The organism is Erysipelothrix anatis (genome assembly GCF_009828745.1).
Classification (GTDB): Bacteria; Bacillota_I; Bacilli_A; order Erysipelotrichales; family Erysipelotrichaceae; genus Erysipelothrix; species Erysipelothrix anatis.
In genome coordinates this window covers 25,435-38,117 of sequence record NZ_WTSX01000015.1, presented here as the reverse complement: position 1 = coordinate 38,117, position 12,683 = coordinate 25,435, and the positions used below count along the sequence as shown (strand labels likewise).

13 protein-coding genes are annotated in these 12,683 nt (G+C 37.9%); all 13 read right to left on the bottom strand.

What is annotated here, in order from left to right:
- Positions 1-3: 3 nt before the first annotated feature.
- The 13 genes from GVV19_RS09745 to GVV19_RS09685 all read right to left on the bottom strand — a co-directional run bounded on the left by GVV19_RS09745 (position 4) and on the right by GVV19_RS09685 (position 12,674).
- Complete coding sequence (locus GVV19_RS09745) at positions 4-2,163, bottom strand: penicillin-binding protein (RefSeq protein WP_236262342.1); 2,160 nt, start codon at positions 2,161-2,163, stop codon at positions 4-6.
- Between the two features lie 2 nt (positions 2,164-2,165).
- Complete coding sequence (locus GVV19_RS09740) at positions 2,166-2,465, bottom strand: cell division protein FtsL (protein ID WP_159637952.1); 300 nt, start codon at positions 2,463-2,465, stop codon at positions 2,166-2,168.
- Positions 2,466-2,467: 2 nt separating this feature from the next.
- Positions 2,468-3,379 carry a 16S rRNA (cytosine(1402)-N(4))-methyltransferase RsmH gene (gene rsmH, locus GVV19_RS09735; RefSeq protein WP_159647289.1) on the bottom strand — a complete coding sequence of 304 codons (912 nt, stop codon included), beginning with the start codon at positions 3,377-3,379 and terminating at the stop codon, positions 2,468-2,470.
- Positions 3,376-3,807 (bottom strand): division/cell wall cluster transcriptional repressor MraZ, encoded by a 432-nt coding sequence (gene mraZ, locus GVV19_RS09730; RefSeq protein WP_159637956.1) that lies wholly within the window; start codon positions 3,805-3,807, stop codon positions 3,376-3,378. Before mraZ ends, rsmH begins: the two co-directional genes overlap by 4 nt.
- A 138-nt stretch (positions 3,808-3,945) precedes the next feature.
- Entirely contained in the window at positions 3,946-5,064 is a 1,119-nt protein-coding gene (locus tag GVV19_RS09725; protein WP_159647287.1) for a VanZ family protein, read from the bottom strand.
- A 74-nt stretch (positions 5,065-5,138) separates the two neighbouring features.
- Positions 5,139-6,671, bottom strand: coding sequence for a murein biosynthesis integral membrane protein MurJ (gene murJ / locus GVV19_RS09720; RefSeq protein ID WP_159641479.1), 1,533 nt, complete (start codon positions 6,669-6,671; stop codon positions 5,139-5,141).
- Between the two features lie 13 nt (positions 6,672-6,684).
- The gene (gene murB, locus GVV19_RS09715; RefSeq protein ID WP_159637962.1) at positions 6,685-7,569 is read right to left on the bottom strand and encodes a UDP-N-acetylmuramate dehydrogenase; all 885 of its coding nucleotides are present in this window, start codon (positions 7,567-7,569) and stop codon (positions 6,685-6,687) included.
- A 58-nt stretch (positions 7,570-7,627) separates the two neighbouring features.
- Positions 7,628-8,341, bottom strand: a complete 714-nt coding sequence (locus GVV19_RS09710) for a CBS domain-containing protein (RefSeq protein WP_159641478.1) — start codon at positions 8,339-8,341, stop codon at positions 7,628-7,630.
- Positions 8,341-9,729: an LCP family protein gene (locus tag GVV19_RS09705; protein WP_159647285.1), complete on the bottom strand. Its 1,389-nt coding sequence runs from the start codon at positions 9,727-9,729 to the stop codon at positions 8,341-8,343. Before GVV19_RS09705 ends, GVV19_RS09710 begins: the two co-directional genes overlap by 1 nt.
- Positions 9,730-9,792: 63 nt before the next feature.
- A complete protein-coding gene (gene rpmF, locus GVV19_RS09700) occupies positions 9,793-9,939 on the bottom strand; it encodes a 50S ribosomal protein L32 (RefSeq protein ID WP_159637968.1) in 147 nt (48 codons plus the stop codon).
- Between the two features lie 14 nt (positions 9,940-9,953).
- The gene (locus GVV19_RS09695; protein ID WP_159637970.1) at positions 9,954-10,466 is read right to left on the bottom strand and encodes a YceD family protein; all 513 of its coding nucleotides are present in this window, start codon (positions 10,464-10,466) and stop codon (positions 9,954-9,956) included.
- A gap of 157 nt (positions 10,467-10,623) precedes the next feature.
- A complete protein-coding gene (locus tag GVV19_RS09690; RefSeq protein WP_159647283.1) occupies positions 10,624-11,313 on the bottom strand; it encodes a winged helix-turn-helix domain-containing protein in 690 nt (229 codons plus the stop codon).
- Positions 11,314-12,014: 701 nt separating this feature from the next.
- On the bottom strand, positions 12,015-12,674 hold the full coding sequence (locus GVV19_RS09685; protein ID WP_159641475.1) for an ABC transporter ATP-binding protein: 660 nt from the start codon (positions 12,672-12,674) through the stop codon (positions 12,015-12,017).
- Positions 12,675-12,683: the final 9 nt, after the last annotated feature.

Here is a 12,683-nt window from a genome sequence, read left to right as displayed (position 1 = left end):
AATTTATGACAATTTGACACTGATTGTTGTGTCGGCGCTCAGTACAGTACCCGCTGCGACACTTTGTGATGCGACATATCCAGAACCTTCAATTGAAATGATATAACCAGTCATCGACATGAATGATGTAACTTCTTTATGAGACCATCCCGTCATATCTGGCATGACAATTTCACTTCCCCCGGTATATAAGATAACCCGTTCATTCGCAATCATATTCGTTTCTGGCAACGGGAATTGTTTAATAACATGTGATCCATTTCCAGCACGAATCGGTGTGAGTCCATGTGACTTAACACTTTCCTCTGCAGTTACTGCATTAGTATTCGTATAGTTTTCTAATGCTGTTGGTTTAACTGCCTCAATCACGGAATTTCCGTTTGCTTGACTCACATTCATCGCATTAACGGCCGCTCTCACAATTTTATTGACATGCACAGCAGAATAGTCAACATCATGACCATATTTCGCAGCATATGAAGTATACACAATGACCTCTGGGTCGTTGTAAGGGAATCCTTGAACACTTGAGAAGATATAATCTTCTTTCGAGTAGACTCCATTTTCAACATATTGAGCGGTTCCGGTTTTCGCAATAACTTCAACATCAGGACTATCAAAACGACGCGCTGATCCCGTTGTAACAACTTGGCGCATCAAATCACGCATGTGTGCCGCCGTTTCTGGCGAATAAACACGACCTAAGTTTTGTGTTTTTCCAATTTGCACCTTTTCTTTTGTTACTGGATCGGTAAATGAATCTATGATATACGGTTTAATTAAACTTCCATCTGTCATCACCGTCGTATAAGCTTGCGCAATTTGTGCCGAGTTCACCGTAAGAGCATGTCCATAGCCTCGCGACAATTTTGACGCCGGTGACATGTCGTCTGGATTGAAATACCCTTCAGAGGTTTGGACGCGATCTATTTCAATTGGCTGAAAGAAACGAAGTTTGGTTAAATAGTTTTGATAAACGTCGTATTTAAGTTGATTTGATAACATTTCCGCTATCATAACGTTTGATGATACAGCATAACCGTAATCATATCGGTACATCCCACTATCACTTTCGTTAGCATTCGTAATTGTATTTGTAGCATTTTCAGGCGACGATAAACGAATTGGATTTCCGTTAGTGTCTTCACCAACATGGAAAGGTCCAGTGTCATAGACAGCAGCATCATCCCATACACCCTCTTCAATGGCACTCGCAACGGTGAAGGTCTTCATTGTTGATCCTGGCTCATAAGTCCATGTTCCAACACGGTCCTCATAAACATTGCCCTCTTTATTTGGATCAAATCCTGGATATTCACCCCAAGCCAAAATACGACCTGTTTTAGCTTCCATCACAAGACCCCATGCAGCAGTTGCTTTAACACCCGGATCTTCTGTGATACCGCGTAGTGATTCATCCAACTGGCGTTGAATATTGGCATCTAACGTTAATTGTACGTCTTGACCGTTCTTCGGTTCTTTACGATCGTCAATAGTACTGTAGAGTTTATAACCATCTCGATCTTGCTGATATTTCTCATAACCATTGGTTCCACTCAACTCATTATCATAGAGTTGTTCGATTCCCATAGCACCTTTGAGCTTGTCATCTTCATCGTCATAATACGTATTTCCGATAAGTTTCGATGTTCCATCCGTATTAGGATACTCGCGGGTACGTACTTGTGTAAATCCTAATCCTTTAAGACCGCTCTCTTCGAGCTGTGCCTTCATCGACGATGTAATATATTTTCCTTCATATCCAAACTCCACTTGTTTCGCATCAGTATTTAAATGCGCTAACGTCGTGGCTGGATCTTGTCCAATAATGCCGCCAATAATTTCAGCTGCAGCTTCTTTATCATTAATGTGTGCAATATCCCCATTAGCAGCGACACGTTCTGTGTCGATATTTGCTGATAAAGTATACGCTATAACATCCTGCGCAAGCACAACACCATTTCGATCTAAAATTCGACCACGTTCGGCCAATAATTTTTGATCAACTTTGTGTATTCCTTTAATCTCATTACCAATATTAGTCCCCGAGTTGAGATGGTACCCAAACACAGACACAATAAAAACATTGGCACCCACTACTGTAAAGGTGAGCGCCATGCCTAATGTGATCATCAATACTTTAAAATTAACAGAACGTTTCAAAACTATTCACCCTTAATCGTTACTGTATTCTTGCTCGCTTGAAGTCCTGCTTCATTTGCGATACCGACGATGCGTGTTGCGTCACGTAATTGTTGGATGCTAACAGTTACGGATTCATTGGCAGTTTGAACATTCATGATTTCAGCTTCAATTTTTTGAATGTTGTTTGCAAGGTGTTGGTTTGTTGTCTTCACAAAGATTTGAGTTACAAATGCGAAGCATAATGAAAGTGCGAAGATTGATCCAATCAATCCACTCCAACGTACTTTTCTAGTTTTCTTAACGATTATATGTTTTGCCATGTCTATTTTACCCTTTCGATTCCTCTTAAGATCGCACTATGTGCACGATTGTTTGTCTCTAGTTCAGAAGTCGATGCTTTTATAGCTTTCGATACCAATTTGTAATCTAATACTTCTTCTTCAATAACTGGTATACGTGGGTTGACTTTAGTTGGTTTTCCGTATTTGTTAAAGATATTTTTAACAATACGATCTTCCAATGAATGGAAAGTAATAACCACAACACGTCCCCCAACGTTAACTGCGTTTATTGCTTGTTCGATAGCACTTTGTGCTTCTTCAAATTCGTTGTTTACTTCAATTCTTAAGGCTTGAAATACTTTCTTTGCAGGATGTCCTTTTTTTAAGTCTTTTGCAGGATATGCTGCACGGATGCATTCGACTAATTCAAATGTCGTTGTGACCGGTCTATTACTCATAATGTTTTTAACAATACGAGCCGCATACCGTTCTTCTGCATTCTCTTTAAAAATTCGGATGAGCTCAGTGTCACTGTACTCATTGACAACTTCATAGGCGCTCAGTGCTTGTGTTTGGTCCATTCGCATATCAAGCCGTGCATCATAGCGATAACTAAAGCCGCGCTCTGGATCATCAAACTGTGGTGACGATACTCCTAAATCAAAGAGAACACCATCAACTGCTTCAATATTTAACGTTTTTAATGTTTCTGCAAGTTGTGTATAGCTCCCTTGCACAAATGTTACTTTATCGGAATATGCTTCGAGACGCTTTTTCGTTCGCTCTAACGCATCATAATCTTTATCAAATCCAATTAAACGTCCAGTCGTCAATTGCTTCACAATTTCGAAGCTATGACCTCCCGCTCCCAATGTTGCGTCTATGTAGACACCATCAGGTTTTACATTTAAGAGTTCGATTGTTTCTTTAAGCATTACTGGTATATGTTTCATTCAAAAAACTCCGTTAGAGATTCAGCGATCTCTTCAAAATTCTCACTAGCAAGTGCATAGTAGTTATCCCACTTGTCTTTATCCCATATTTCAACGTGATCACTCACACCGACAAGCACACAGTTTTTCTCCAGTGTCGCTTCTTTAACGAGATGACTGGGGATACGGATACGCCCTTGTCCATCGATATCACATTCAGCGGCCTTCGACATAATCATGTGCGTATACATACGCGCTTCACGTTTTGTTGAAGGAAGGCGTTTCAAGTTTTCATAAACTTTAAGCCATTGATCTTGTGTGTAGATAGCCAAACAGCCGTCAAGCCATCGGGTAACAATCATTGTTTCACCGAGTTCATCACGGAACTTAGCAGGTACGATGATACGTCCCTTGCTATCGATTGTATGTTGGTACTCGCCCATGAACATGACGTAACACCCCACTTTCTACCACTTTTCACCACTTTCTACCACTATATTATCATAAACGTTCACCATAGTGTACGGAAACATAAAAAAAAGAGCTGTTTTCACAACTCTTGTAGAAAAATTTAAGAAGTTTGGCGGTTACTTGTGATAATTTGAGTCTAAGGTAACCCCACTCATCTTTTCGAAGAAAAGAACATAGGGACGACGGATTAATAACTGAATCCAGTAAATCACGCCAAATAGAATGATACCCGCAATGATTGCACCCCCACCCATGATAATCATCGGCTCTTCGAAAAACAGTAATGATTCAGTCAACACATTAACGATAATCCCTGGACTATACAGTACAAAGAAAACTAACAATGCGCGCCATAGATAGCGGAATACTTTGAAGGAGAGTTCATGAGAATTGAAGCGGGTCTTCAATATCTTACTTCCAACAGTATATCCCTTGGTAAGATAAGGCACTAGTACAAAGTAAAGCACAAAGACAATACCCTGAAGTACTGCTTCATTAATTGGTCTTTCGATGGCATAAAGGCCAATTGTGACCAGCATCACCAAAACATTAATCACGATAAGATCTACAACGAATCCCGTAAATCGTTTCCAAATGGTAACATGATTTGTATAATCTTGATGCCGTTCAAGCATTTTATCTTGGTTAGGCAGCACACTCATAAAGAGTGGAGCAATCGCATAACCAATAATCCCTCCGAATGTGTTGAGCATTAAATCATCAACGTCGAAAAGACGATACGGACCTGGATAAATAAAGAACAATCCAGAAAGTTGACTTAACTCAAAGAATAATGCAAGCGCAAAGGACATCATAAAAGTTTGGAGCAATGAGCGTTTGAAGAAGTAACGTAAATATACACCAAAAGGTATGGTCAGGATAATATTGAAGAGCACTTGAGTCACAACAGGTTGTTTGAGTGCACTGATGTATGTTGATGGATTGGATAATACCAAGCCTGCTTCATTACGTATATCAGTAATAAACTGAAACGGCACGAGTTGCATCATCTCTCGATATGTAGTGTGTACAGATTCTCGTGCTGGTAACGGAAGAATTACCATAAAGTAAGCATTCATCATATAGTAGAGAAATGAAAAAATGACAAATGTTCGAAATAATGGAATGACACCATATTTACGGTACTGGTAAATTGTGTACGGCATTGTAAATAGAAATGCCAAAACCGGAAAAATAAACAGAGCGGTTTTAACCGGATAAATAAATGATTGCATAGCGTTCCCCTTTTCCTATTAATACTAGCAAAAGAAAAGACTCAAGGAAAGTCCTTGAGTCTTAAATTCGTGTATTAATTGGTTTCTTTAAAGAGAACACTTGATAGCAGTGAGAGTGCAAAACGAGTACGGAGTGCAATTAATGCAACAACGTAAACAATTCCTGCACCTGCAATCGCAACCAATGTTCCGATTCGACCTGGCATCACACTTAGTAATGGCCCTCTTACTAACAAGAGGAATACCCCCATCATTAGAGCAGACAACAGAATTTTCGTCATATCTTTAACGATATATTTGAAGTATGTTTTTCCTATCAGTTTCTTAGCACTCTTGAAGAGTGGAACAACTGCAATCAGTGCAGCCACAGAATAGGAGAACGAAAGTCCTGCGAGTGGATGTCCTAATTTTCCAAATAAGAATGGGAAAATGATAAGTCCAATTATAAAGACAATCGTCACAAAGACCGTATTGCGTACCGGTGACTTCATGTCATGATATGCATAGTGAATTCTAAAGAGTAATTCTCGCATACCCATTGCAAGAAGCACAAGTGCATCAGCAACAAAGATTGGGACGATGATACTTACATCGGCTGCAGTTACTTCACCACTCAAGAAGACAAATTCAATGATAGGACGTGCTAATGTAATAAATCCAACAACAGCTGGTGTTACAAACACGAAAATCATTAGGATTGCATCATTGATTGACTTGTTAAGACGTTTATTATCATTGTTTACAACATTTTGAGCAATCGTTGGATAGGATACATTAAGAATTGCAGTAATGAAGATCCCTGATACAAACCCAATAAGTTTTGTAGCATAAGACATATAACTGTATCCACCGACCGGCACAAGGACTGTCGCAAAGTTTTTCATAATAATATCATTTAATTGACCCAAGACAGCTGATAAGAGTAACGGCAATGCTAATGTAACCATTAAGCGTAAATCTTTATCATTTAAGTCAATTACTGCACGGTAATCGAAGCCCATCTTTTTCATATAAATGAATATGACTGCAGCTTGGAAAATTAAAGCAGCAAGTTGTCCATATGCAAGTAAGAGCGTATTCCCGCTTTTATTTGCAATAATAATTGCGACGATAACAATCATATTTGATGGAATTGTCACCAACGCAGGGATAATAAAATTTTTCTTGACGTTTAGATATCCACTTCCGAGTTGGACTATGGCAATCGAGAAGATTCCAAAGGCAATAACTCGTAAAAACGGTACTGCGTACAACATCGCTTCATGACTTAAATTTGAAGCAAACAAGAAAATTACAAATTCTGGTAATACAAACATCAAGACCATCATGACCATACAGAATAGCAACATGATATTTAATATATTACTTGTGAATCGGTTTGCGCGATCTTCGTCTTCATTAAGAATTCGTGTTAGCATCGGGATAATTCCCGTTACCAAGACTGCTCCAATGATTGAAAGAACACTATTTGGAATGGTAATAGCAAGTGTGAATGAATCTGAAACTGCACCAAATCCAAAGTTAGAACTAAGCGTTATGTCTCGTATAAATCCCAATACTTTTGAAAGTATGGTTATGAACATAACGACAACGGTCATTTTTTTCATAGTTTCTACTTCCTTAGCGGATTACGCGCCATTCTAATTCAAGTTGGACATCATACGTATCTTTAACGCGTGTCATGCATTCATTGATAACAGCTTTCATATCCGCAACCGTTGCGTTTCCTGTGTTAACAATAAATCCTGGGTGTTTTTCTGATACCATTGCTCCCCCAGATGTGAAGCCACGAAGATTGACACCATCGAATAATTTCCATACGAAGAGTGAGTTTCCATCTTTGTCTTTTGGACGTTTAAACACACTTCCCGCATTTGCAAAATTACGCGGTTGTTTAACGTAACGTTCATGGCGGTAGTAAAGCATCTTCTCAAGGGATTCGTTATAATCACCTTCAGGAGCACTTAGTCCAGCACGCAACATGAAGACGGGCATTTGTGTGAGTCGTGAATAGCGATAAGCAAAGAATGCTTCATCTGGCACAATACGTTCAACCTGATCTGTCTCATAGTTATACACTTCAATCCAGTTTACATATTGACCAATAGCATACTGCCATTGTCCGGCATTCATAATCAATGCACCACCCATGGTACCAGGAATATCTTCGCAGAATTCATAGCCACCAATGGATTGTTCACATGAAAACCATGCGAGACGATTGAGACGTGTCCCAGCTTCAACGACGATTTCTCCATCATTGAGTTCGATATCGTTTATCATCGATGTGATAATAAATACCGTGCTGTCATCAAAATAATCTTGATCAAACATCATATTTGATCCATTTCCAATAATTACAATTTTTTTATCTTTAAATGCTCGCAATGCTTGCACGAATCCATTAATCGTGTGTGGCATTACAATCGTATCAGCTTTAACATCTAATCTTAGTGTATTGAAGCGTTTCAAAGACGCATCTCTCATTACGAAGTATTCAGTCATACAAACTCCTTTTTTAACGTGTAGTCATCAACCTAAAGTCTATCATTTTTAGGGGTCATTATTCAAGTTCTGATAGAATTTTCGGCACATCTGCTACCGTAATAATTCCAATCGGTTTTTCGTTCACAAATCCTTGTTCGGTGATAATCATTGCAATCATAGATTGTCCCTTTTCATGCATCCGATTAAATATCTTTAACACATCATACAGTGTTGTCTCACCACTTACAAAAATTACTCGTGAGTCCTTTTCATAGTACTTGAGAATATCGTTCACAGTATATTGTTTAAGGTCTAACGTAGCGTCAGCATTTTGTTCTAAGAACATTTGATAAAGGCGTGTGTGTAATAAGCCAACATATCGGTTATCTCGATAAACAGGTACAGCCGAATAATTTTGCTCACGTTGAATTTTTAAAATTTTCGAGAACGATTCGGTTCCTTCTGCAACAAACACACGATTCATCGGAAAGACATCGCGAATACGACGAGGCGATTCTAAAGCTTGGATAATCAATTCCATTGTCGAAATTACAGAATCATGAGGCTCAGCAATTGCTTCATTTTTCCCTGCACGATTATGAACAATAGCATTACGAAGCTGGCCAAACTCAGTCAGCTCGTTTTTATAGGTTCCAATCACCGGGTGTTTCGGTGCGGCCATATGAACCATTTGCGAAAACCCAACATTGGGGCTACCCAAGTAGTCTTTCAAGAACATTTCAATCGTTACAAATGCATCAATAAATTTTTCAGAATTTTTGGTATCCATTATGATTCCTCACCCACTGTCATTATATCATCAATTTGACGTCGAATTTCTTGCAAACTTTCAGCATTTGGCCAGTAAACATAATACTTGTAATCCGATGGTAAGGAATAAACCTCTTGCATATCACCGGTTCCGCCAAGTATTGCCTCATGGATGGTCCAACTGTTGTTTTGAGATAGGTGTTGTGACAGTAATTTTGATATGTCGTCCTCTGTTAAGTTGGTATCGACCATATCCTTGAAGTATCGACTCAATTGTGGAATTTTCATCATTTGTTCAGATGACGAAATCTTCGTAATAATTCCTTTTAGTAAGGCTTGATGATTCGCTACCCGAGCAAGATCACCTGATTCGATATTATAACGCTCACGTGCAAATTCTAATGCTTGCGTACCATCCAGAGTATTCATGCCTTTTTTGATATGCATTCCTGAATCTGTCGTAAACTCATTATCTGAGTAAACCTCTACACCACCCAGAATATCAATTATATCTACTAATCCTGTAAAGTTTATCCGGACAAAATAATTAATCGGCTGGTCCATAAGATTCTCGACAGTTTTAACAGTACACGAGATTCCATAAAGCCCTGCGTGTGTAAGTTTATCGAGTGATCCATCTTCGCACCCTAGCGGTATATAAGTATCACGTGGTAGACTTACACTCAGCAATGATTGGGTTGTTGGATTTACTGCAACAATCATATTCATGTCACTTCGTGATCGGGTTACTACATCACCATAGAGATCAACACCACTTATTAATACTGTGAAAGGCTCCTTCGTAACATCTACAGGTTTCACAATCTCAGGACGTGCTACTTGAAAGACAATTTTTTCAGATACATGAGCCCATGATTCGAAATCTGTTTCAAAGAACATTATATCTTGTAAAACGTTGCTTTGAGATAAAATACCATCAATTTTCTCTGACTTAAGATCATCGACTAATTGGTTGGTATCACCATAATGTATTAATTCTGCTTTAGCAACTTGTTCATTATTTTTTTTAACGTCCGCTAACGTCTCTTTAGAAAAATGTCCGTAATAGCCAACTTTATTTATTGTATCTGCATCAACAACGTCATTGCGACGTACTACCACAAATTCCAAGACTTCGTAGTCTTTAGCATCGGATAGATTATCGACAAATTGTTGTCCCAACACAAAACCAAAAGCAATAATCAACATAGAAACACCTAATGTATATCGCCATATTGATTTTTTTGTTAAGAGTAAAACTAACATTGAAAGTGCCCCACACGCAAAGATTAGTATCAATCGATACTGCATCGGTAAGAATCGCATACTTAAAAGTGACATCACTAAGATGGCACTCGCTATGACGATGAAGATTGTTGCATAAGGTTTTACCGTTTTGTTTTTCATCCTGTCACTTCCTTTTCCCACAAAATCACATAAAAAAAGTCTTGTTATCCAAGACTATTTTTATTATTTAACCTCTTTACGGTCAACACGATGAGGTACTTTCCACTCACCTGTTTGTGGATCTTTAGCTAGAGTTACTCTAGGTAATTTGTAATGTGTACGACGGCTGTTTTTACGAGCCTTAGAAGTACGTCTTTTTGGAACTGCCATGTTTTCACCTCCGTTTAATCAAACTTGAAATCTTTCAATTTCGCGAGTCTAGGATCAATTTCTTGACTTTTTTCGTTTATATAATCTTCTTCAGTCATCACTACCCAGCCATCACCTTCAGGATATGTTTCCAAATCCGGGTGAACTGCTTTCAGTGGAACTTCAGCAAAGATTGCATCCATAAAGTATGGAGACAAATCAAGTGTTTCCCCTTCAACTTCTTCTATACCTTCGTCTTCTGGTCCTAATGGATCAAAACTAAACATATCATCCACACGTACTGAGAATTCAATATCAAATGGACGTAACGTTATCGCACAAGGCACTGTCATGATCCCCTCAACCCGAAGATCTAAAATCAGTCTTGAAGAGTGGCTGTCATAATAACCATGACCTACTGCGAAGATATCACGTAAACCTAAGAGACGAGGGTTTTCTTTAAGTCGTGTTGGGTCTAATTCCACAGCCTCATCCAGATCGATACGTTGTGACGTTAGCTTGTCCAAATCATTTCTAACAAAAATCATACTCTCACCTACTTTTTTAACGCTACTTAATTATAGAGAAAAGCACCTATCTTGTCAAACGAATTGTGACTGATTTGGTGCTTTCTTCTGATTATTAATTTATTTATTGTAATCTGTTCTTTTTTTAAATTAGTTTCAATGTATTTTGAACAGAGAATTATCCTAAAATTGCATTTAAGTTGATGAAATAGCCACGACCACGGACGGTTCGAATTGAATCACGGCCGAGTTTGTCACGAATGTTCTTAATGTGAACATCAACGAAACGGTGGTTCACACTCTCATCATCGCGTTTTTCTGGATAGAGTGTTTCCATAACTTCTTGACGTGTTACAATATTCTCTTTCGCATCGATGAGCAACAAGAGAATTTCTTTTTCAATCGCGGTTAATGAAACCATTTGTTTACCCCGTTGTATTGTATTCGTCAGGTTATTTATTTCTAAATCATTATCCAAATAACGAATTGGCTCGTAGCCAGAGTTACGTGTCTTTTTCAATGAATCACATTCTGTTACAGCTTTCAGTACATAGGCTTTAATCAGATCAATGTTAGCATCGCGATGTGTATGGAATCGAATATCACGTTGAATGATTTCTAGTTCCGTTTCATCACCATCATCATGTAACAATACAATCGCAGAATTCTTATTTTGAAATTTCAAAATCTCATAATAATCAATCCAGTTGAATCGTTCCATATGCGCATCCATAACAAAGCAAATATCTCCATAGTTTTGTGTCAATGCCTCTAATGGCGATACCACATCAACAATGGATTTTATGCCCGTTAAAGCGTCTCGAAGCTCATGGCTTTTAAAGACGTCCTCACTTATAATTGTAATCATAGAATACCCCCCCCTGATTTTCTATATATAAATTGTATGTCATTTTTGAAGATAATTTAAATTAATTTTTGAACAAGTTAATCAAAATTTAATAATTATGAGTTTTTTATATTTTCATGGATAATACAGATGTTTCATTTTTTTAATATAACAAAAAAGAGGCGATTATGGGCCTCTTTTTCTTAAGGGAAAGAATATGTAATATCTGATAATTCACAGGGGAATGAATTATTTGGAGAACTAACATATGTAAGAATTATCTTACACTGTTAGTATACTGTACCTTTGTGATGAGAATACGATAGAACTATGGAAGAAAATGTGACTGTTTCTGCGAAAAAAAAGAGGCAATTATGAGCCTCGTTTTTTTTAAGGGAGAAGAATATGTAATATCTGATAATTCATAGGGGAATGAATTATTTGGAGAACTAACATATGTAAGAATTATCTTACACTGTTAGTATACTGTATCTTTGTGATGAGAATACGATAGAACTATGGAAGAAAATGTGACTGTTTCTGCAAAAAAAAAGAGGCGATTATGAGCCTCGTTTTTTTAAGGGAGAAGAATATGTAATATCTGATAATTCAAAGGGGAATGAATTATTTGGAGAACTAACATATGTAAGAATTATCTTACACTGTTAGTATATTGTATCTTTGTGATGAGAACACGATAGAACTATGGAAGAAAATGTGACTTATCCTTCGACCAGTCTGCCCGCTTCCATTCGATACACTTTGTCACTACCTCGTGATACATCATTAGAATGTGTAACGACAATAACACATTTATTATATTCATGCGCCAATGTTTTGAAGACATTAATAATTTCCTGTTGGGTTTTCTTATCGAGATTACCTGTTGGCTCATCTGCGAGCATAATATCGATATCCGTTGCAAGAGCACGCGCAATCGCAACACGTTGTTGTTCACCCCCAGATAATTGCGTTACTGGACGTTTCGCCATACGTTCAGTAATTCCTAAATCTTCTAGAATTTCAAGAGCTCGTTGTGTTCCACCTACTTCATTGTCGGTAATAGACATCGCTACCAATACATTTTGTAAGCCTGACATATACGGGATCAAATGAAAATTCTGAAAGACAATACCAATCTCATTGCGCCGATACTTCTGAAGTCCTGTCTTTTGAATGTCACGACCATCGCACAGAATTCGTCCCTTTTCCGGGATATCTAAAGCACTCAACATTGAAAGTAATGTAGTCTTTCCAGATCCCGATTCACCTAAAATAGTATAGAAAACACCCCTTTCAAAATTTGCACTGATATCATCCAAGACATTTTTGCGTTGTGTACCATCCTGATAGCTAAATGAAACATTTTCGATTTCTAACATAAATACCTC